We start from the raw sequence: 22,507 nt of genomic DNA on the forward strand, positions 1-22,507 counted from the left end.
TTTTGGACGCCCCCCCTCCTGCCACTTCTGGCCCCCGGTTTGCGTCATGAGCTCAAAACAATAAACAGCCCACATGAAGCTTTCACAATTCAAATTCGATCTTCCCCTCAACCTGATTGCCCAACATCCTGCCAAGAAACGTGAAGATGCCCGTATGATGGTGGTCCACCGCAAAACGGGAGAAATCGAGAACAAGCACTTCCGCGAAATCCTGGATTACTTCGACGACAAGGACGTATTCGTGGTCAACAACACCAAGGTGTTCCCCGCCCGCATGTACGGCCGCAAGGAAAAAACAGGTGCCAAGATCGAAGTGTTCCTGCTGCGCGAGCTGAACAAGGAACACCGCCTCTGGGACGTGATCGTGGATCCCGCCCGAAAGATCCGCGTGGGCAACAAACTCTATTTCGGCGACGACGAGGACCTGGTGGCCGAGGTAATCGACAACACCACTTCCCGCGGCCGCACCATCAAATTCCTCTTTGAAGGCAGCGACGAGGAATTCCGCCATGTGCTGGAAAAGCACGGCGAGACCCCCCTGCCCAAATACATCAAGCGCAAACCCGACGACGACGACCGCGAACGCTACCAGACCGTGTACGCCAAGCACGAAGGCGCCGTGGCCGCCCCTACCGCCGGCCTGCACTTCAGCCGCGAACTGATCAAGCGCTGCGAGATCAAAGGCATCCGCTTTGCGGAAGTGACCCTGCATACCGGCCTGGGCACGTTCCGCCCCATCGAGGTGGAAGACCTCAGCAAGCACAAAATGGACGCGGAATATTACCGCATCGAAGAACAGGCCTGCAAAGTGGTGAACAAAGCCAAGGAAACCTCCCACCGCATCTGCTCCATCGGCACCACCACCATGCGCGGACTGGAGTCGTCCTTCACCGCCCAAAAGCTGCTGAAGCCCTCCGAAGGCTGGACCAACACCTTTATCCACCCGCCTTACGACTTCAACATCGCCGATTCGCTGGTGACCAACTTCCACCTGCCCAAGACCTCCCTGCTGATCATGGCCTGCGCCTTCGCCGGCTACGACCTGATGATGGAAGCCTACAAGCGCGCCATCAAGGAAAAATACCGCTTCTTCAGCTACGGCGACGCCATGCTGATCATCTAAGGCGCCCAAGGGAATGACCGAAGAAAGGAATAACTTTTGGAGATAATACGAAAAGGCCGGCTCTGGGGAGACGGCCTTTTTTTATTGCCCGGTTGTTAAAAGCGGAGCTCATGAGAATAGCCCAGGTTGCCCCCCTCTACGAACGGGTGCCGCCCCGGTTTTACGGCGGCACCGAACGGATCGTCTCCTACCTGACCGAAGAGCTGGTGCGGGTGGGCCACGAGGTGACCCTGTTTGCTTCCGGCGACTCGGTGACCGCTGCCCGCCTGGTGCCGGGCTGTACCGAATCGCTCAGGCTATGCACCTACTGCACCGATATGCTGGCCCCCCACATCGGGCAGCTGCAGATGGTGCAGGACCGGCTGCACGAGTTCGACATCGTCCACTACCATACCGACTACGGGCACTTCCCCCTCTCCCGCATCAACCGCCATCCCCAGCTCACCACCCTGCACGGCCGGCTCGACCTGCCCGAGCTGCAGGTGCTCTACCGCCTGTATGCCGACATGCCGGTGGTGGCCATTTCCGACGACCAGAAACGGCCCCTGCCCTTCGCCCGCTGGGCCGCCACCATCTACCACGGCCTGCCCCCCGAGCTCTACGCCTACTACCCCCGCCAGGGCCACTACCTGGCCTTCCTGGGCCGCATCTCCAAAGACAAGGGCATCGACAAGGCCATCGAGATCGCCAAGCAAACCGGCCTGCCCCTGAAGATCGCCGCCAAGATCGACCTCGACGCCAAGATCGACAAAAAGGAACGGTCCTATTTCGAAAAAGAGATCGCCCCCCTGCTCGACCACCCCCTGCTCGATTTTTTGGGCGAGATCAGCGAGGAGCAGAAAAACGAATTTATCGGCAACGCCCTCTGCGTGCTCTTTCCCATCGACTGGCCCGAACCCTTCGGGCTGGTGATGATCGAGTCGCTGGCCTGCGGCACGCCGGTGATCGCCTTCAAACGGGGATCGGTACCCGAAGTGATCGACGACGGCCTTTCCGGCTTCGTGGTCCACGACACGGCTGCAGCGGTGCAGGCCGTGGGCCGGCTGCACCGGATCCGCCGCCAGGACTGCCGCGGGCAGTTCGAAAAACGCTTTACCGCCCGCCGCATGACGGAGGACTACCTGGCCGTGTACCGCCAGGTGATGCACCAATTGTAAACCTTTTATCCGCAAGGAACCTATGGCACAGCAGGAACGCATCGTAAAAATCGAAGGCCGCTACTATATTGCCGCCGAATCGTCCTATGCCGACGACCGCGTCCGCATCCTGAACCATGCCGACACCTTCGGCATCTTCGACCGCTGGGGCGACATCCAGCCCATCGGCCTGCAGGTGCAGGGCCTGTACTTCGAGGACACCCGCTACCTGTCGGCCTACGAGCTGCGCATCAACGGCCAGCGGCCGCTGCTCCTCAGCTCTACCCTCAAGGAAGAAAACGAGATCCTCAGCGCCGACCTCACCAACCCCGACCTGCGGGAGGGGGGCGACATCATCATCCCCAAGGACGAGATCTATATCTTCCGCAGCAAGTTCGTGCTGCAGGGCCGCTGCTACGAAAAGATCAAGGTGGTGAACCACGGCACCGAACTGCGCGACATCGAGCTGTCCTTCACCCTTGACAACGATTTTAGGGACATCTTCGAGGTGCGGGGCATGACCCGCCCGCAACGCGGCCGGCTGCACGAACCCCGGTTTGAGCAGGACCATATCCTGACCCTGGGCTACACGGGCCTCGACCGGGTGGACCGCCTGACCGAGATCCGCTTTTCACCCCACCCCACCGCCTATTCCGGCAACGAGGTGGTGTACCGCATCAAGCTGGGATACGTGTTCCTGATCGACATTTCCTTTGACTTTATCCGCGAAAAGCCCGTGGGCCTGCCCCTGTCCTTCACCGAGGCCTTCAACCGCTTCACGCCCGAATTGCGGCAGCTCAATGAACGCATCGCCGACATCACCACCTCCAACGAGCAGTTCAACGGCTGGCTGCAGCGCTCCCGGGCCGACCTGGTATCGCTGACGGCGGCCACCCCCCACGGCAACTATTTCTACGCCGGCGTGCCCTGGTACAATACCGCCTTCGGCCGCGACGGCATCATCACCGCCTTTGAAACCCTCTGGGCCGCCCCGGTCTTTGCCCGCGACGTGCTGCGCTTCCTGGCCCGCACCCAGGCCACGAAGGAAGAGCCCTACCGCGACGCCGAGCCCGGAAAAATCCTCCACGAAACCCGCCGCGGCGAAATGGCCGGCACCGGCGAAGTTCCTTTTTCGCTTTATTACGGCACCGTGGACGCCACCCCCCTCTTCGTGATGCTGGCCTGGGCCTATTACGAACGCACCGCCGACCGCGACACCATACAGACGCTCTGGCCCCATATCCTGGCCGCACTGCAGTGGATCGATACCTATGGCGATGCCGACGGCGACGGCTTTGTGGAATACCACCACAAAGCCGCCAACGGCCTGACCAACCAGGGCTGGAAGGACTCGGTGGATTCGGTTTCGCACGACAACGGCAACCTGGCGGTGCCCCCCATTGCCTTATGCGAGGTGCAGGCCTATGTGTACGACGCCAAGAACAGCGCCGCCCGGCTGGCGGCCGCCCTGGGCGAAGGGGAGCTGGAACAGCGGCTGAGGCGGGAAGCCGCCGCCCTCAAAACGGCCTTCAACCAGGCGTTCTGGGACGAGGACCTGGAGACCTTCGTGCTGGCGCTGGACGGCCACAAACGGCCCTGCCGGGTCAGCTCCTCCAACGCCGGGCAGTGCCTGTTTACCGGTATCGTGGACGAGCAGTATGCCGGCCGGCTGGCGCGCACCCTGCTGAACGAAGAACTGTTTTCCGGCTGGGGCATCCGCACCCTGGGGCGCAACTCGGTGCGCTACAATCCCATGTCGTACCACAACGGCTCGGTCTGGCCCCACGACACCGCCCTGATCGCCTACGGCCTGTCCAAATACGGCTACCAGCAGGAGGCCCTGCAACTGGTCCAGGGGTTGTTCCAGGCCTCGCTGTTCCTTGACCTGCAGCGCCTGCCCGAACTGTTCTGCGGCTTTGAGCAACGCCCCGGCGAAGGCCCTACCGCCTACCCGGTGGCCTGCTCGCCCCAGGCCTGGTCGGTGGCGGCGGTGTACCTGCTGCTGAAAGCCTGCCTGCAGCTGGAGATCGACGCCACCAAAAAAGAGATCTATTTCCGCCAGCCCATCATGCCGCCCTTCCTTGATACGATCTCCATCAAAAATCTACCTATCGGCGATACCCGCGTGGAAATTGAATTGAACCGTTATAAAAACGATGTAGGCATCAACGTGCTGGAAAAGGAAGACCCCTGCTGGAAGGTGGTGATCTACAAATAATACCAAACACCTAGGTAATAAAGGAGAAAAAAATAAAGAAAAAGCCTACGGGCACTTATACGTTTTGCATTACATTTGCGCCCGTTCACGTCTACAGTAAGTGAATACGAATTGCTGCCATAAGTTCCAAACACGAGCCTTGCTCCGTTTCCTCTGATCCGCAAAAAAACCAATCCAAATTTTCCATTATTGCCGGATGAACCTGGTCTTTCATCATTTATGGTGCGGGACCGAACTATGCGTATTTGCCATGGCGTGGAGGTCCTGAAATACACATTCACTCAACCACGGTGTTTTTGGTGCATTTGTCCTTTACCGGAATGAAACAACATGCCGGAAAAAGGACCGGGAATCCTATTGCCCTACTTAAAAAAGTTAACCAGAGCATATATGAAAAAATTTTACCTCTTTGTCCTGATCATTTTCAGCAATTTCCTGCTGGCCCGGGCCCAGAAGGCCACTTGTTATTCGTATTTTACCGCCAGCGGCGTCAACCTCGTGGACATGAGCACCGGCGCCACCCCGGTATTCTCCAGTCCGGCGGATGACGAGACCTCCCCCCTGCTGTCGCTTCCGTTCAACTTCACCTATGCCGGCAAGGTTTACGACCAGTTTTCCGTGAGCCCCAACGGCGTCATCGGCCTGGGCTCCCTGGTTCCCTCCCTGACGACCGGTTCCTTAAGCTCCTTCACCGACCCGGTGCTGGCCCCTTATTTTGCCGACCTGAAATCGGGCAACGGCAGCATCCGCTATAAAGTGCTCACCGGCGCCGACGACCAGCAGATGCTGGTGGTGGAATGGAACATCGTCAGCTATTTCGGAGATGCCGCCAATACCCACGCGCTGACCTTCCAGGCCTGGCTGTTTGAAGGCTCCAACCGGATCGAATTCGTTTATGGCGCCAATAACTACGACGTCAATAAATACTCGGGCATCGGCATCACTGCCGGCAAAACCGATATTGCCAGCGTGAATGCACTGGATCATTCCGTCCTGTACAACCCCACCGGGGGCAGCGGCGGCGCGGTATGGCCGGGCAATAACCGGGCATACATCTTCGACCCCCAGGCAGGCATCGCCGCCGGCGTGAAAATCACGGCCAACCCGGGCACCACCATAACCGAGGGCACGAAGGTGACCTTCACCGCCCAGACCGCCAATTTAGGCGCCACTCCTGCCTACCTGTGGAAAAGAAACGGGGTTACGGAAGCCACCACCGCCGCTTATACGCCCGACACCCTGATCAACAACGACCGGATCGAGTGCGCAGTGACCAGCAGCTGCTCCGCCGCCATCTCGGAGACTGCCGCCGTGCAGATGACGGTCAATCCGAAACCCAGCCTGATCACCTTACCGCTGAACCTGCTGCGCTTTGGCGCCACCGCCACCAACAACCAGGTGCAACTGAGCTGGCTAACCGCCGAAGAAGAAAACGTAGACCGCTTCGAAGTGCAGCGCAGCACCGACCGGCGCGACTTCACCACCATCAGCTCCCAAGCGGCCCGGGGTGAAGGAGCCGTTCAAACCGATTACGCGGCCGTGGACAACGACCCCGTTGCCGGCACCAGCTATTACCGCCTGAAAATGGTGGACAAGGACAACAGCTTCCGCTACTCCGATGTCCGGAGCGTCCGCATCGCCGCTACAGGCATCCTGGCTTCCTCCTACCCCAACCCCTTCGGCCAGTCCGTACAGTTAAGCATCCGGGTGGAAAAAGCCGCAACGGCCCTGATCACCGTTACCGACTTTTTGGGAAGAAGGGTGCTGCAGCAACAGGTATCCTTAACCGCAGGCAGCAACCAGGTATCCCTTGCCGCCACAGGCTGGCAGCCGGGCGTGTTCGTGGTACAGGTGACAGCCGGCAGCCAGACAGCCCTCTTTAAAATGGTAAAGCAATAAAACAGCCGGCGACGGCTATAACGGAAAAGGCGGCATTCGATGCCGCCTTTTTTATTTCCTCACGCATTCAGCGGTTCATACGCACTTGTATCCAGGCCGGCTTCCGGCTCATGGAGCCTCACCTTGCCGATGCCGGGGAACGGCCGGTCGCCATTCCAGTGCAGGTGCACCACGGCAGCCGCTCCCAGGGCGGAGGCCCTGCTGATCTCGGAGGTGTATACTTTCAAATGGGGATAGCGGCAGGCGATCAATTTGGCAAACAGGGGGTTGTCGCAAAAGCTGCCCGAAACATAGAGGGTCTCTACCGGCGTCTTGCCCATCACGAGGGCCAGGGAAAGGGCCTGCACCGCCACCAGGTCCAGGGTCAGCTGGTGGTAGGCCTCTTCAAAGCTTTCGAACAGGTGCAGGTTCACCTGCCGCTTCCAGGGCTGGGGCCGGATGCCGGAGATATCCATGGTCTCCGGAACAAAGCGTTTGCGGGGATCCCGCTCCTGCAACAGCTTTTGAAGGATCCCTTTATCGAATTGCACCTGCCGGCAACAGGTTATTTCCTTTTGAAAATGGGTGGCCAGGATTTTCACCTGGTAATCGTGCTCATTGCCCAAAAACAGGCGGCAGGCTTTTACCGGCTTGCCCAAAAAGTTCAGGTAATACAAACAGTCCTGCTGCAGCTCGTCCAGGGTCAGCAGCTCCCGGCTGAAGGCATTGAACGCAACGGTCCAGGTGCCGGTGGACAGCAGGATAAAGGGCTTTTCCACGTTCAGCAGGTAGGGCACCAGGGCGGCGGAACTGTCGTGGATGCCCACGCCGGCCACCATGCGGTTGCCGGAAGTCAGCCGGATAAAGGAATTGGTAGGGGCAATGGGCGCCAGCAGGGCATTGATCCCCTCCTGCGTCACCCAGCGGTGGTATTGGTGTTCTTTAAAGTTCCACAGGTAGGTATGGCAGCCGATACTGGTAATATCCGAAAACCGCCGGCCGGTGAACAGGTAGCTGACATACTGGGGTAAGTGCAGGGAGCGCCGGATCTTTTCAAAGGACCGGGGCTTGTAGTGCTTTAACCAGTACAGCTGCAGGCCCGCATTGAGCATGCCCAGGAGCGGCGAAGCCGTTTCGCGGGCCAGTGTATCCCTGCCGCCCAGCGGGACCGCCAACCGCTCCACCAGGTCGGGGGGCAACTGCTTTAAATAGTGATACAGGGGCAGCACGGGCGCCCCGGAGCCATCGATATGCACCAGGCTGCCCCCGTAGGTGGTGCAGTTGATGGCCCGGATGTCAAAGGAAGGATCGTGCGCGGCTTCATCAAAGGTGTTCCGGATCCAGGTGGTCAGCGCCGGCAGGTCGTCACAGGCATCACCGTCGTCATCCACCGTTTTCGCCCCCGGGAAGGCCCGGGAATAGACCACCTGGTATTCCCGGTCCAGGAGCAAAAACTGCATGTCAATTCGTACCAAATCGAATACGGCGATCACTTCCCTCCCCATAAAAATACATTTGATCCGGTGAGCAATAAGGAATCAGTTGCCGGAAAACTTTTTATCGTATTCCTCGCCCTTGCCGATAAGCCGCTTCCGCTCCACAAAGTTAGGATGCACCAGGCTTCGTGCAGCGTCAAACTCCGTAAAGCGGACGTTACTCAGATCCGCTATGGTATAGATCAGGTCATCGGACATATACTTCCGGTTTACGTCATACTGGTGATGCGCATCCGCCTGCTGGTATTTGGGGGATAACCAAATGAAGAACGGAATGTCATACATGGGCTTGGTTCCTTTACCTTCTTCGTGATCCGCCGCGTTTGAGGTTTCATAAGCATCCTCTCCATGATCGGACAGATAGATAACCCAGGACTTCTTATCTTCCTTTTTAATAAGATCGATTACCTTATTAACAACAAAATCATTATAAAGAACAGCATTATCATATTCGTTGATTGCCTTAAACGCCGTTTCATGCTGAAAAGGGGTATTTGGCTCGGTGTGAAACCGGTCAAATGCAGCAGGATAGCGATAAAGATAAACCCCATGCGTGCCCATGAGATGAAGGGCAATGAACTTTTTCTTTGCCTTTTGTGATAATACCTGCGTTAAGGGGACCAGCAATTTTTCGTCATAGGGTACCAGCAAGCTTTCATCAACCGTTGCATTGAAACTAAAATCCCCGGTATTTATAAAATAGCTGGTATGGGCCGCCTTTGCTATAGTAGTAACCAACGTCTCATACATTCCAATAGGGGCCTGGTTGGAGATCCAGTAGGTGGTAAATCCTGCTTTATTCATCAATTGAAGGAGTGAGCCGTCCTTCGACCTTTCGGGGTGCTCGTAATTGGCCAACGTAAGCACCTTTTGTAAGGAGGGAATGGTATGGGCATGCGGACTAATGACATCATTATAAACTGTCAGTTCATTCCTTCTGGATTGAAGCAGGGGATTGGTGTTTCTATAATAGTTGTAGAGGCTCATATGGTGCCGGCAAGTGGATTCGCCAATGATCAGGACATAAAGTTCCTCCTGCTGATCATCTGAAGAAACATTGGTAAACTTACCCCCGAACTTGTCTTTACCCAGCAACTGAAAGGATAAAGCTTCCTTTTTGTACGCTTTAAAAGACTGGTAGGCAACGTACAATACATCCCTGCGGTAGGATTCCGTATAGATACAAATGGCACTGAACAGGACGATCAGGGAAACCGATACCAGGTAAGGAAGGACCTTATGATTTTTCAGGAGGGAAGCCAGGTTGAACGGGGATCGCTTTCGGGGGAAACCCCGGGTCAGCAAAAAAACCGCCAGCAGAAGGGGCATCAGCAGCACCAGCCAGATAACCAGGAGGGGACCATCGAAGTACATGGAAAAATAATCCCTTGCTTCCGAAAAATTGGTTTCCAGCAGGATATAGATGGTGGAGGAGGATATAGTATGGTGATACATATAAAAGTAGGAGGTTTCCAGCAATGCCTTTAAATAAACCCCTGTCATCATCCCGATTAAGTAAAATCGATGCAGCCAGTGAATACGCAAAAGTGTACTGATTAACAAAAGAATGGAAAGGGTTAGAAAAACAGTCACCAGCTCATTAAAAGTAACCCATGAAATGACCCCGCCTGCAGGAGGGCTGATAATGGCTGTATAAAACAAGGAGAACAGTGCGGGATAGTAAACCAGAAAACAAAGGAGAACTGTTTTGGCAATTAAGTTTGTCTTTTCCGGAGGAACAGAAAAATTAAATAAGGCAGTTCGCATAAGTAAAAGTTTATCGGTTTTGGTTAAGTCTGACCTTTGCGTCAACTGAAATACCGGGGAGAAGCGATTGCACAAAAGGATGCCGCAGGGATTAAAAAGCAGTGGAAGCGGTCAGGTGCACAAACAGGGCGCTTATCCCCTGCAGCCCCGTAGGGCGCATATTCATACTCGTTAAGAGTTCGCTGCCATCAATGTTCTATTGTGAATATAATAAAAGAATTTTGCTTATTGCTGCGCTTTTCATTAAAAAAGATGAAGAAATCCTTATTCGTTCATGGTCAATACCCAACCGAAACCCGACCGGATTGCTGCCCCCGTACCCCTTCAAAAATTCCGGATACGGACGTATTTTTTCCAGGGCTTTAGCGGGCTCTTCCTGGTTTGTTTTCTTTCATCTTCATCATGAATATTCAAAAAAATTTTTATAAATTGTAGCTCAATAAGTTGATGGATGAGGTATTCCTCCCGGGCGTTATACCCGACCATTCAATGGATCGTTATTCGTTTCCTCCGAAAATAAGCTCAGTGCAGCAATGGATTTTGAAATCAACAGTACGGGCCGCTCCGTATCCCGCCCCTATTACCATTGCTGATTCACCGAGCAACACCTAAGCCACCTGCCGGAGTGTTTTATCAGTTCTATTTGTTAACCTGTTAAAAACTTACTGATGAAAAGCTTAGTTGTTATCTTATGGTGCACCTTATCGGCGTTATTTTCCTTCAGCCAGACGGTTTATACGCACCCCGCACTTGACGATGAGTTTATAGGCCCCTTTCCCAGCTGGTTAAACGTAAAAGCATATGGAGCGGTAGGAGACGGCAAAGCCGATGAAACGGCTGCTATCCAGGCAGCGTTCAATGCCATTGGGAATTCCACCAGCACCTCCAGCGTGGTGTACCTTCCTGCCGGCACCTATCGCATCACGGGCACCTTACGCATAAATAACAAAATAAACATCAGCGTTATCGGCCAGGATCCGGCCACCACCCGAATTGTTTGGGCGGGGGCAAGGGGTGGCACGATGCTGGAGTTAAACGGCACGGCCTATTCGCGCTTTAACCGGATTACCTGGAATGGCAGCGGGATTGCCGCTGTAGCGGTAGACCAGTCGTACGACAACTTAAAACCTTATTTCGATACCGGCAATGAATATGCCGATGACTTTTTTACCGACGTGGGCACGGGCATCCGGGGCGGCCATAAGGGTTACGGCTTCGCGGAAGTCGCCATCCTCCGCTGCCGCTTTATCCGCAATACGGTGGCCGGCATCAGCCTGGGAAATTTCAACGCGCTGGATATCTGGGTATGGTACTGCGTTTTCCAGGATTGTACCATCGGGGTGACCAACGTTTATGGCGCAGGCGCCTTTAGAGTATATCGCAGCCTGTTCCGGAATTCAAAAGACAGCGATATAAAAATCACCAATACCGGCGAGTTTTCCTTCCGCGACAATACGTCCATAAATTCCAATGCCTTTTTCCGGACCGGGCTGACCGGCAATCCTGCCTGCGTCACCATCCAGGGCAATACCATTCTCGATCCGGTGGGCACCGTTTCCCCGATCGAGATCCGCAACCAGGGACCCGTGCTCCTGCTCGACAACACGATCCGTTCCAGGGTGGGATTTGCGCTTCCGGTGGTCAATTTCAACATATCCCCCAGCAGCGACCTGTTTGCGATGGGAAACACCTTCACGGTCAGCAACCGTTACCGGGTCCCGAACGTACGCGCGCTTGCTTATGACCCGCCCAGCGTACCCAGGGACAGCCTGGCCCGGCTTACCGAACCCAGGCTTCCGGGTACCCCTCCGAACCTGCGCCGCAGGATCTTTGAAGTCGCCCGGAATTCCGGCTCCGCAGCCATCCAGACGGCGATCAACAATGCGGACAATTACAGGGGCAGCAGGCCGGTAGTGCATTTGCCGCATGGATCTTATTCGATCACCTCCACCCTGATCATCCCCGCCGGCAGCGATGTGCAACTGGTGGGCGACGGCTACGGCGATATCCGGCCTACCTGGCTGAGATGGAACGGTACGGCGGCGGGCCCCGTGCTCCAGCTGGCCGGCCGCACGAAAGCCACCCTGCGCGACTTTTCCATTTACGGCAACCGGACCAACGTAAATATCCTGCTGTCGCAGGTGGACCAGACCGGGGCAAGGATCTACCTGCAGCAATTCAATTCGCGCAATAACCAGAGAAATATACTGGTCAACGGCCTGGACGACGCCCTCGTTCTGGCGGAGAACTGCGGCTTTGCCAAAAGTACGGGAACCTCCGTAGGCGTTGTCGGAGGCGTCTATTCGGCACAGGGCAAAGACAGGGCGGGAAAGACCATCCTTTTCGGCGGTGCGGAGTCGGACAACATCCTGAGTCATGAAGTAACAGCCGGCGGCACCCTCCTGGTCAGGGACGTGTGGTACGAGAGCAATAAAAGCGGGCAGTATGTACGTGTTGCCGGCAGAGCCAGGTTTACCGTGGAAGGAAGCCGCATAGCGACCCCCAAGACGATGCCCGTGCCCCAGATGCTGGTGACCCAACTCAATGGCGATGCCGTCTTTGTAACCTCCCAGTTCACCAATGAAATTGAAGTGAACGGTAATGGCACCTATTCCAGGGTATTGTCGGTGGGCAACCTCACCCACAGGGCGAATTTTATCAGGGATCTCACCTCGCCGGCTGCTGATATCCGGAGTTTTAACGTCCGCTCCCGCGACCCCAATACCACCATCTCCTGGTCGGGCAGCTACCAGTTACCGGACCGAAGGCCGCCCAGCGAATCCAGGTTCACGAACATGCTGGCGTTATTACGTTCCACCCATGCCCAGGTGCTCACCCCCTTACCGGAACAGACGACGGATGCCCGCGTGTATCGGGTCATGTCTACCAATTCGGCAACCGGAATGGAATTGGTGAGCGTAAAAGTTCCGGCGATCACACAGGCAAGTAACCCCGGCCTTTCGGAAAGCTACCAGGGCTCCAGCACTACCTTTGAAAACGTTTATCCCAACCCTGTAAAGGATATCATGACCGTAACCATCACTGCGGAAAAAGAAGAGCCGCTTCACTTATCGCTGTATGACAGCAAAGGGTCCCTGGTGAAAAAGCTGGAAACCCGGCTGAATCCGGGCAGCAACTTTATAAAACTGAATGTGCAGGGACTTGCCAAGGGAAGCTATACGCTTTTGTCTGTCCGGGGCAAACATTCCCTGGCAACCCAGATATCAAAAGAATAAGTCCGACTCCCTCATCATCCTACGGGGAACGGCATCCTGTAAGCCGGCGGTGGCGCCCCCCCTTTGGGGCTCCGGACAAACGGCGAACAGGATGCCGTTTTTGGCAGGAATAAACGCCATTACAGGCTTAGGCATGCATCCGGTGATCCGTAAGCTTGTGGTGCAACCATTGCCACCAATAACCGGTACGCAAATACAGCAGGGAAAGGGCGACCGGCGACAATCCCGTGCGCAAGCGGCTGATCATATGCTGTAGCTTGAAGGAAGCGGCTTGTGTTATGGCTGCCGGATCGGCATTGACATTTTCCTTTTCCAGGATGCAACGGTTGATGTATGCCAGTTTTCGCAGGCACCTGATCCGTGAATTCAGCTTATTCTCCCCGAGCAGGGACTCAAACTGGTGACCGAGGCATGCCACCTCGTTCGGCGTCAGCTGAAAATCCTTGCCAGTATAGTACCGGATGTTCCGCAATACCTGTTCGTTATGGGCCGCTTCATATTCCTGCTTCCGGGTCACCTTGCACAGGCTTTCATCGGTTAACCGGTAGTCCAGCAGCACTTCGGGAAGGTGATGGATGGGGTATTTCCGGGCAATGCGCCACCACAGGTCGTAATCTTCGGCCCAGGGAGTGGCATATCCTCCGGCCTCCAGCACTACCTGGCGCGGGTACATGACCGTAGGATGGTGGATGAGGCACTGAAAGTTCAGGTGATAGTAAAGGCCTGCCGCCTCTATCCTGTCCATGCCTACGCTTTCCTTGCTGCTGGTGACGGTCCGGGCGCCGGCAGAAAGCAGGCCGCAATGGGGATGGGCCCGGAAAAAATCGTACTGCCGCTGCAGCCGGGCGGGATAGCTGATATCATCAGCGTCCATGCGGGCGATGAGAGGCGCTTTTGCCCGTTCAATCCCTTTGTTGAGCGTAGCGGTGATCCCTGCATTCGTTTCATTCTGCAGCAGGCGGATCCGGGAATCGCTGTAGGAACGGATGATACGGACGCTGCCGTCGGTGGAGCCGTCGTCCAGGATGAGGAATTCGAAATCCGTAAAGGTTTGTTGCAAGATGCTGTCGATAGCCTCCGCCAGGTATTTTTCGGCATTATAAACCGGCATCAGCACCGTTACACAAGGCGTATTCATATGGGATGGTTTTAACGAATAGATTCTGCCTGCAGGTGGGTGGACCGGGTTATGCCAGCCCCACCAATTCCTTTACTTTCCGGAGGCGCCGCCGCAGGCCGCGCACCAGGTAGCGGTAGCGGTTCAACAACATCTTTTCCCGGACCCGCCTTTCAATAGCGGGGTGGCTTACCCCCATCCGGCGCATGTAGCCCGGGAGCCATTTCAGGAAAAAATATTCGCCCTGCAGGTAATAGCCTTCGCTGATCAGGGAATGCATGAGGGAATTGCTGCGCTGCCGGTAAATATTGTTGCACAGCGAAGAGACGTATACTTGCCGGGACAGGTAGATCTTATACATGAAGGCCTGGTCTTCGAACAATTGGTTTTTGCCCGTAAAGGTTTCATCAAAACCGCCCATAGCACGCAGCGCGGAGGTCTTCATGATGAATCCGCACATGCAGGGAGCCGATCCGGGCCCCAGGGGGTACAGTTGCAGCATCAATTCCGGCGGATGGTAAAAGCGTTCGGCCGGCACCCCTACGAACGCATCAAAATCCACCGCCCCGGGATCGCACCAGCTCAACCAATACCGCGTGGCCTCGAGGAGCACTTCCACCCGGGGATTCGCCTGTAACAGGTTTACCTGCATCAGCAGCTTATCCGGCAACCACACATCGTCCGAATCGAGCAGGGCGATCCACTCGCCCCGGGCAAGGGAAATGCCCAGGTTCCGGCTCGTGGGCGCTCCCTTGTTCACATGTCCGGGGTGTTCGGCGTATACAATTTTGCCGGGTAGCTGCCGGGCATACGCTTGTGCAATAGCGGTGCTGCCATCGGTGGACCCGTCATCCACCAGGATGATTTCCCAGTGGAGGTAGGTTTGCTGCAGTACGCTGTCCACCGTTTCCTGCAGGTAAGGCGCCACGTTCAGGAAAGGAATGATCACCGAGACAAGGGGTGCGAACTTCGGTTCCATAAGAAGACGAGGTGGGTTTTTCGAAATGAGTCAGGGAAGGATCAGGCCTGTGCCCAACGGCGCAGTTGCCGTTCAAACTCAGCCCCGTTCCAGTTTTTTACCTGGAAGCGGCCCAGCCGGTAAGGATGGGCCCGGTTGGTGACCGTTTGCGCGTGCGTCGTAAAGACGGCTTCCAGCTTTTGCTGCCGGGCGATGGCCAGGGTGTCGCCGTTAAAATTACCGTAGGGATAGGAAAAGGTGGTGCAGGTCTTTCCATACCGTTCCTTCAAAAACCGGCTGCAGCCGGCAATTTCTCCCTGCTGGATGTCCGCGGAATGACGGGACAGGGAAGGATGGGTTTGGGTATGCAGGCCGATCTCGAACAGGGGATGGCCGGCCAGTTCCCCCAGTTGGTGGCCGGCCAGGGGGAAGTTTTCCCTGCGGGGCGGAGCGGGCGTTCCGGCCCATGCCTGTAGCTGCCGCAGGCCTTCTTCAATGGCCGCGGCGGGTAATGGCTGCAAACGCCTCCAGAGCTCCAGGTACAGGGCGCAACGCCTGGTGGGCGGCGGCAGGTAAGCGCGCCACCGCTGCTGCTGCCGCTGTTGTTCTTCCGTCAACCGGCAGTCGCTGTCCAGGTTATAGACAAACCACTCGTTGCCGATCTGCAGCTGAAGGGTACCGGGCAGCTGCACGGAGTGCAGGATCACTCCCTCCAGCTCGTCCCACCAGAATTCCGCCTGCCGGTCTACGTAACCCGTAGCAATGAAAAAGGTGGCGGGGCAGTTGTATTTTTCCAGCAAGGGCCTGGCCAGGCGGGAATTGTCACTGTAGCCGTCGTCAAAGGTGAGGCAAACTGTTTTGGAAGCAACCGACTGGTTCCGGAGCTGGGCCACCAGCCGGTTCACCGGCACCACGTTATATTTTTGCTGCAGCAGCTCCAGTTGTTGGGCAAAGTTTTCCGGGCTCACGGCCAGTTCCCAGGGGTCGGCCGGCAAATCGGCAACGCGGTGGTACATCAGCACCAGGGCGCGCCGGGTAAAAAGGTTCTTCAGCATACGTGTCCAGTTATTGGGCATGGTGCACCGGTTTTACAGCAGCAGCGGCAATGATTACCTGGTACTGGGCATCGTTGACGTCCAAAACTTCCCGGGAAATTTCCGGCTGCCCCAGGCCGTACAGGAAAGCCGAGGCTACCTGCACATTTCCAAAGGATCGAACTTCGGACAGTTCCGGCGAAAACGATGCGGACAAAATGCGTTTCATGGAGGTCGTTGTAAAGGACCACATCCAGTACTCCCCCCAATTGTCCTGATCGACCTGGCTGATTCCCGGCACGGTGAGCAGGAGTACGCCTCCCGGCTTGAGGATGCGGTAGCAGGTTTGAATAGCGCCTGCATAATCATAAATCATCTGAAGCGTTTGGGTAAGCACAATGCAGTCAAATGCATTATCCGGCAAATGCGGAGCGTTGCTCAGGTCACCCGTAAAAGTAGCCTGCTTGTTATTGTCGTCTACATGAAAGATGTCACTTCGCTGTACGCGGGAGCCCCCGAATTGCAGGGTATAGGCATTATCACCGATCTCCAGCACCCTGCCCCGGATCCAGGATTGCTTCTTTTTCAGGAAGTCCTCAATATAATACCGGTCCAAAGGCCCTCCGCGGTCATATCCGAATTGTTGGCTGAAAGGAGTGGTACGGTTGAAATCACCAAGGTTTACCCTTCCGGTTCCGGGCACGTTCCGCCTGGCGGGATAAACCTTCCGGATCATCCTCTTGAACCCCCGGGGTACGAGTTTCCGGGCCATCATCCGGGTACAAAAATTGGGGTCCAGCTGAAGCAATAGCCTCAGCTCGGCAGCATTTGCTACCAGGTAGGATACGGGTTTGTTCCGGAGCTTTTCCCGCAAAATATTGCCGTAATAGGTACGCGCCCGCTGCTCTCCCCTGCCCAGGCAATATCGCTCATGGGCATTCTTTAATGCTTTTTTCTGTCGCTTTAAAACCAGCAAAGCGCAGTGAAGCATCAGGGAAATGTTTCCCGACATATTGTTGTTATGGATCAAGTAATTGGCGATACATTCGGTATGATGGATGACCGGGAACCTCCTGGCTACGTGCAGGTACAAATCGTAATCTTCGCAGGCTTTCAGGGTTTCATCGTAGTGAAAATGGGTAAATACCCACCTTTGATACATGACCGCGGCGTGCATACCAATATAGTTACACTGCAATAAGGTGGCATAATGATCCTTTTGTACTTCCATGAAGCCGTCATCCAGGACGGTGCCCTCCGGGTCCACCTTCCGGAAGGCCCCGGATACGAAGGCCGCTTCGGGATGGCGGCTATGAACGCCCACATTGATCTGCAGGTTATCGGGACACAAGGTGTCATCCGCATCCAGGAAAACAAGATACGTTCCTTTACTGCTGGCCACTCCGGTATTGCGGGCAGCGGACAGGCCCCTGTTTTCCTGGTAAACGTAAACCACCTCCTTATAACGTTGCGCCACCTCGCGGGTATTGTCCCCGGATCCATCGTCCACCACGACTATTTCATGGTGCGTATATGTTTGCGAGCGCACACTTTCAATGGCCGTACTAAGGTAACGGCCATGATTATAACAGGTGATAATAACAGATACAAGGGGCGGCTTATTTGGTTTTGGATTCTGCATAAGCAAGTGGTATTATAAGGTTTAGTAGGCGCGATCCTTTTCAAGGAAAGCGGGAAACAGGGCCGGACATAAGGCTGAAACAAGTAAACAGGGAAAAGGTGGGGGAACGGGAATAACTGAAAAGAGAGACCGCTATTGAGGCGTAAAAAAAGTGCATTTCAGGTTGAACTGGCCTTAAAACAGGATACCAATCACAACACCACAGGTATCAAAAAATCTATAAAACAAATATAAGCGCCCTGTCCTGAAATCACGAATTTTCGGCATTGCATTTTTCAGGCATTCACCATTTATACTTTTCAAAAAGACCGGTTGTATAGGCGAACACAGTCATTGCCATCTTATGCTGGCCGCTTGCATTGAAATGGATATAATCGCGGTAGTCAGCAGGCTTGAGATCATTGTCCACATCCATGATCAGCTCTACGTTATTCCTCCTGGCAAAGCTGATGATCTCCTGGCCCTGCTCATTATAGAAGCCTTTCTTGCGTTCGGCCGCATCCGCATGAAGATAGATCACCAGCGGAATGCCTTTTTCCCGGGTATAAGAGAGAAAAGACGGGAACCCCGCATTAAACAGGCTGTTCGCCTTTTTTTTGTTGATGCCTAATTGTTGCTCACCGGGCGATGACTTTTTCATCAGTCCCCTTACATGAGGAACCAGGTACCGGTTCACCAACTCAAATATTGCCGATGGATACTGCTTACTGGAGAAGCCGTCCTGGACATCAATAATTTTCTCAAAGTCCATATTATCGTAAGCATCATGCGAACTCACAAATAAGAAAATGCATTTGGCGTGGAAGTCTCCATGTTTCTTTAAATAAGCATAACAATTGTCCGGGCCCCAACTGCCGGCCGAGATATTTAAAAACTGGACCTTTTTGTGATAGCGTTCGGTTAACCGGGAGGTTAAAATGGAGGTGGCCAGGGAATCCTGGTCCGTATAGCCACCGCCATTGATGACAGAATCGCCAAATCCCAAAATGATGAAGGCCGAGCTATCCACCTCCGCGCTTCTCATGGATACGGAGTTATAGCATATATGGTTCCCCAATCGAAAACGGGCCTGGTGGGGCAGGGAAATATATTCGTAGTCCGGATCGGCCCTTAAAAGAACAGCGTCGCAAAAGCCATAATATTGCCGCAAAAACAGCTCAATGCCCAGGATACACACTACCAGGAGGGCCGTTGTAATGACCAGCTTTTTCATCGCGTTTACTATTTTCATTTATTTTTCGGAAAAGCAGGCGCTGTTTTAGGTACGGGGCTTTTCGCCATTGCCCGGAAGAGGGCTTTCCCATAAATAGACCTTTTGCTCCACCAGCTTCCCGGTTTCATCGTATTTATTGACCAATTTCCTTTTTTTATGGGTCCGGTTATCTTCCTGGACCATCCCCAACAACCAGTCGTTGGAGGTCCACCGGGTGACCACGGTAGAACCGGCGGTAATGACCATTTTATCCACCACCCCTTCTTTCAGATAGCGGATCTTTTGCACCGTATCGCCTTTAGGTGTGATGCTGTACGAGGCAAACGCCTCGCTGCCGCTATACAGGTTGAAATCCGTACGCAGCAGCTTGCCCCTCATATCGGTGGTGACGACCTTGCTGACTTTGTTTTCCTTGTCGTATTCAAAGGTAACCTGCACGGAATCATACGCCGCTTTCCGCCCGGAGCTTTCCCGGAAAACCGCGTTTTGAAACTCCGGCGCCTCCTCCGATACCCGGAAAATATTGGTCAGTTGTACCTGGCGCCCGGAAGGATCATATTGCGTAGCACTTTTTTCTTCCAGAACGCCTGAAAACATACTGGAGGAAGCGATCAGCTGGCCCCCGGCATCATAGGTGAACACCGAGCTGCCCTTTGCCTTGCGGGGCCGTACCCCCTCTTTGCCGGGCAGGAAAAACTCCGTTCGTACCAGCCTGTGGTTTTTGTCATAGCCCCGGACAATTAGGCCTTTTGAACTGTCGGTCAGATTTCCCTTATTGAACCGGTACCTTACGGCAAAAGAAGAATCGAGATATCCTTCCTTTGTCAGGGTGTTGGTATAAATGGTTTGCTCCGACAGCATCCAGTTGCTGCCGTTCCTTTTATTTTCGGAATCCGAGCACGACAAAAACAGCAGCGGTAAGGAAATGTAAACGAATGTCCTCATAAAGCAGATTTAATCAGGTGAAACAATTCTGTTTGTGTTGGGTTGAATTCATTTCCAGGCCTAGCCCACAACCCGTTCCTTTACAGGCAAGGCAGGGTTGCCCTGGTAAACGGCAAACGCCCGCATTCTTTTGGTCGCTACGGATTGTACCGCCAGGACCGAATGACTCTCGCAGTACACTCCCGGGCACACCACCGACCGCGCCCCTATCCATACGCCGTCTTCCAGGACAATGGGCTGTACCACCAGGTCAAAGGTCTTCAGGGAATAATTGTGATTCCCGGCCAGCAGCATGGCGCCCTGGGAGATACACACATGGTCGCCAATGCGCACCTCGGCCAGGTTGTCGATCCAAACACGCTCGCCGATCCAGCAATGGTCGCCAATGGACAGCAGCCAGGGGTACTTGATGGAAACCGAAGGCTTGATCAATACGCCCCTGCCGACCCGGGCGCCGAACAAACGCAGCAAGGCAATTTTGAGGGGGTTGACCACCGCCAGGCCGTGGTTGAAAAACAAAAAGCTGGCGACCATCCACAGCCGTATTTTCAGGGAAGAGCCCGGCTTATACCAGGAATTATTATAAAGGGAAAGATCTGTTTTCATATGTAAGTGACCGTTATAAGTAATTGGAAAATTTACGGAAGTACGCCCACCTGCTTCTTTGCGGCTTTGGCCGAGGTTTCCAGTTCATACAATTTAGCATCCACCAGGAAGCGGAACCAGAATCCCTGGAGAAAATGGAAGATCAATCCTTCTTTGCCATCGCGGAAACCGCCCTTGATAACGAACCGGTAAAAAAAGTAGAGAAACACCCGCCAAAACCTGGGGTAACTGTAATAACGCATCCGCTGGTAGCGGCGCTGCTCCATCAGGTTGCCGTTTTTGCAGGGTTTTATCTTACCCTCCTGCTTTCCCTTGTCCAGGATATCCCTCGACTCCAGCGTAGCCCACTTGTTGTGCCGGCTGATAAAGGTGTTCAGCGAGTCGGTAATGATGTCCTCCACATCTCCCTGCAGCACCATGCTTTTGCCCTTGATAAGAAAATGCTGGTCATACTCCTTTTCTTCGCAGGCCCCGTATCCTTTTTTGAAAATAACGCCGTGGTAAACCGGGTAGTGTCCTCCGTGCCGGATCCACCGGTTCATAAACATGGTGCGGCGGGAAGCCATGAATCCCCGGATATCGGCGGGAACGCCTTTTTGAAATAACGCGGCCAGCTCTGTTTTTATTTCAACGGTCAGGCGGTGGTCCGCATCCATATTGAAGATCCACTCGTACTTACAATCGACATGGGCAAAAGCCCAGTTCCGCTGCCTTGAATAGTTTTCAAAAGGATGATGGTAAAGCTTTTGGGTGTACTGCGCGGCAATTTCCAGCGTATCGTCCGTGGACCCGGAATCCACGATGATGATGTCGTCCGTAAGGTCCTTTACGCTTTCCAGGCAGTCCCGGATGTTCTTACTTTCATTACAGGTAAGAATGATTACCGATAAAGGCTGATAAACCATTGCATAAAATTCTATAAGGGAAGAATAAGGTTTCGAAACCATTGCCAGGGATATTCCAAAGGCCCGGGAGCAACTGATTAACCGGGCGGACCCGTCAGCAGGTGATGATAGGCCGTTGCATAGCGGGCGGCCAGGCGTTCCTTGTTAAAGTCTTCCGTGATCCTCCGCGGGGCGATCTGTCGCACACGGAGCCGCTCCTCCCTGCTGTGGAATATTTCCGTCAGCTTACAGGCTATGGAGTTTACGTCCGACCGGCACACCCACCCCAGGCCCTTTTCCAGTACATAATCGGCCAGCCCTACATTTTCACTGACCAGCACAGGCGTACCCATGGCTAACGCCTCCGTCACGGCTATGGCAAAGTTTTCATTATAGGAGGGCAAGGCAAAAAGACTGATGCGCTTCAAAAACCGGAGCTTTTCCGCCCCGGCCTTCCAACCGCACCATTCAATCCGGTCGGAAATTTCCAGTTCGGCGGCCAGGGCTTTCAGGGAATCCATATACGTTGGGGTACCCGTACCCGCAATGCACAACCGGTAGGGAAAGGAAACAGTTGCCAGCGCCCGGAGCAACAGCTCCATCCCTTTTTTAGGATCCACCCGGGACAAAAAACCAATGGTAAACTCCGCGGGCTCCCCCGGGGGCACCGGTTCGTCCTGCGCCGGGGGAAGAGGAACCAGGTTATGCTCGATAAAGCCCTGCCACCGGTCATATACCTGCATACAGTCGTTCCACTCCAGGCGGGTCGTAGCGTGCAACACACTGCTCTTCAGCAACCTTTTCCCCAGTACAGCGTGCAGCACCTTTTTGGGAAAGCCGTGCTGATGTTGAAAGGAATAAGCCCCGAGCATGCCCCGGGGAGAAACAATATACTTGCGGCCGCTCCACTTACAGAGTAAGGCCGAACCCAGGATCAACAAGTTCCACCAGGACTGCAAATGAATAATATCATACTGGTGGTGCGTCTTCCAGAGCTGGCGCCATAAAGCCGGGGAAATATGGGTAGGATCGCCGGTTACCCGTTTAAAGTAGTGGACGGCTACGCCATTGATCCCTGTGGGCGCCGCCACCGGCACGTCCAGCTCCGCTGTTCCGTTGGCCGTGGTGGTATAAACGGTCACCGAATAACCAATGCCGACCAGGGCTTCCGCCAGTTGGCTGACCGAAATGGTGGGCCCGCCATAAATATAGGCCGGCTTATAGGAGGGAGTGACGAACAGGATCTTCATATAT

At 54.7% G+C, this 22,507-nt stretch carries 16 protein-coding genes; 5 read left to right on the top strand and 11 right to left on the bottom strand.

Translation table 11 applies throughout. The annotated features are described in order from the left end of the window. Positions 1-73 precede the first annotated feature (73 nt). From queA to V9K67_RS05465, 4 genes are all read left to right on the top strand, one after another. Positions 74-1,123: a tRNA preQ1(34) S-adenosylmethionine ribosyltransferase-isomerase QueA gene (queA, locus tag V9K67_RS05450; RefSeq protein ID WP_336720632.1), complete on the top strand. Its 1,050-nt coding sequence runs from the start codon at positions 74-76 to the stop codon at positions 1,121-1,123. 110 nt (positions 1,124-1,233) lie between these two features. Further along, positions 1,234-2,280, top strand: a complete 1,047-nt coding sequence (locus V9K67_RS05455) for a glycosyltransferase family 4 protein (RefSeq protein ID WP_336720633.1) — start codon at positions 1,234-1,236, stop codon at positions 2,278-2,280. Positions 2,281-2,302: 22 nt separating this feature from the next. Further along, positions 2,303-4,477: an amylo-alpha-1,6-glucosidase gene (locus tag V9K67_RS05460; RefSeq protein WP_336720634.1), complete on the top strand. Its 2,175-nt coding sequence runs from the start codon at positions 2,303-2,305 to the stop codon at positions 4,475-4,477. A 390-nt stretch (positions 4,478-4,867) separates the two neighbouring features. Further along, positions 4,868-6,376 (top strand): T9SS type A sorting domain-containing protein, encoded by a 1,509-nt coding sequence (locus V9K67_RS05465; protein WP_336720635.1) that lies wholly within the window; start codon positions 4,868-4,870, stop codon positions 6,374-6,376. 59 nt (positions 6,377-6,435) lie between these two features. Here V9K67_RS05465 and V9K67_RS05470 read toward each other — a convergent pair whose 3' ends face one another. Both V9K67_RS05470 and V9K67_RS05475 read right to left on the bottom strand, forming a co-directional pair. Next, positions 6,436-7,815 carry a carbohydrate kinase gene (locus V9K67_RS05470; RefSeq protein ID WP_336720636.1) on the bottom strand — a complete coding sequence of 460 codons (1,380 nt, stop codon included), beginning with the start codon at positions 7,813-7,815 and terminating at the stop codon, positions 6,436-6,438. Between the two features lie 78 nt (positions 7,816-7,893). Continuing rightward, positions 7,894-9,618: a sulfatase-like hydrolase/transferase gene (locus V9K67_RS05475; RefSeq protein WP_336720637.1), complete on the bottom strand. Its 1,725-nt coding sequence runs from the start codon at positions 9,616-9,618 to the stop codon at positions 7,894-7,896. A 668-nt stretch (positions 9,619-10,286) separates the two neighbouring features. On the opposite strand from V9K67_RS05475, the gene V9K67_RS05480 reads away from it, so the two are divergent. Beyond that, positions 10,287-12,854: a glycosyl hydrolase family 28-related protein gene (locus V9K67_RS05480; protein WP_336720638.1), complete on the top strand. Its 2,568-nt coding sequence runs from the start codon at positions 10,287-10,289 to the stop codon at positions 12,852-12,854. 127 nt (positions 12,855-12,981) lie between these two features. On the opposite strand, the gene V9K67_RS05485 is transcribed toward V9K67_RS05480, so the two are convergent. The 9 genes from V9K67_RS05485 to V9K67_RS05525 form a co-directional block, all read right to left on the bottom strand. Next, positions 12,982-13,992: a glycosyltransferase family 2 protein gene (locus tag V9K67_RS05485; RefSeq protein ID WP_336720639.1), complete on the bottom strand. Its 1,011-nt coding sequence runs from the start codon at positions 13,990-13,992 to the stop codon at positions 12,982-12,984. Between the two features lie 49 nt (positions 13,993-14,041). Beyond that, positions 14,042-14,950: a glycosyltransferase family 2 protein gene (locus V9K67_RS05490; RefSeq protein ID WP_336720640.1), complete on the bottom strand. Its 909-nt coding sequence runs from the start codon at positions 14,948-14,950 to the stop codon at positions 14,042-14,044. Between the two features lie 41 nt (positions 14,951-14,991). Next, positions 14,992-15,984 carry a polysaccharide deacetylase family protein gene (locus V9K67_RS05495; RefSeq protein ID WP_336720641.1) on the bottom strand — a complete coding sequence of 331 codons (993 nt, stop codon included), beginning with the start codon at positions 15,982-15,984 and terminating at the stop codon, positions 14,992-14,994. A 10-nt stretch (positions 15,985-15,994) separates the two neighbouring features. Next, positions 15,995-17,605 (bottom strand): glycosyltransferase, encoded by a 1,611-nt coding sequence (locus tag V9K67_RS05500; protein ID WP_336720642.1) that lies wholly within the window; start codon positions 17,603-17,605, stop codon positions 15,995-15,997. Between the two features lie 283 nt (positions 17,606-17,888). Further along, positions 17,889-18,818 (bottom strand): SGNH/GDSL hydrolase family protein, encoded by a 930-nt coding sequence (locus V9K67_RS05505; protein ID WP_336720644.1) that lies wholly within the window; start codon positions 18,816-18,818, stop codon positions 17,889-17,891. A gap of 45 nt (positions 18,819-18,863) precedes the next feature. Beyond that, positions 18,864-19,763 carry a hypothetical protein gene (locus V9K67_RS05510; RefSeq protein WP_336720645.1) on the bottom strand — a complete coding sequence of 300 codons (900 nt, stop codon included), beginning with the start codon at positions 19,761-19,763 and terminating at the stop codon, positions 18,864-18,866. A 60-nt stretch (positions 19,764-19,823) separates the two neighbouring features. Then, positions 19,824-20,369 (bottom strand): WcaF family extracellular polysaccharide biosynthesis acetyltransferase, encoded by a 546-nt coding sequence (locus V9K67_RS05515; protein WP_336720646.1) that lies wholly within the window; start codon positions 20,367-20,369, stop codon positions 19,824-19,826. 32 nt (positions 20,370-20,401) lie between these two features. Next, positions 20,402-21,274, bottom strand: a complete 873-nt coding sequence (locus V9K67_RS05520; RefSeq protein WP_336720647.1) for a glycosyltransferase family 2 protein — start codon at positions 21,272-21,274, stop codon at positions 20,402-20,404. 77 nt (positions 21,275-21,351) lie between these two features. Then, positions 21,352-22,503 carry an XrtY-associated glycosyltransferase XYAG1 gene (locus tag V9K67_RS05525; protein WP_336720648.1) on the bottom strand — a complete coding sequence of 384 codons (1,152 nt, stop codon included), beginning with the start codon at positions 22,501-22,503 and terminating at the stop codon, positions 21,352-21,354. Positions 22,504-22,507: the final 4 nt, after the last annotated feature.

Origin of the sequence: Huijunlia imazamoxiresistens (assembly GCF_037132455.1) — a bacterium.
Taxonomy (GTDB): Bacteria; Bacteroidota; Bacteroidia; order Chitinophagales; family Chitinophagaceae; genus Flavisolibacter; species Flavisolibacter imazamoxiresistens.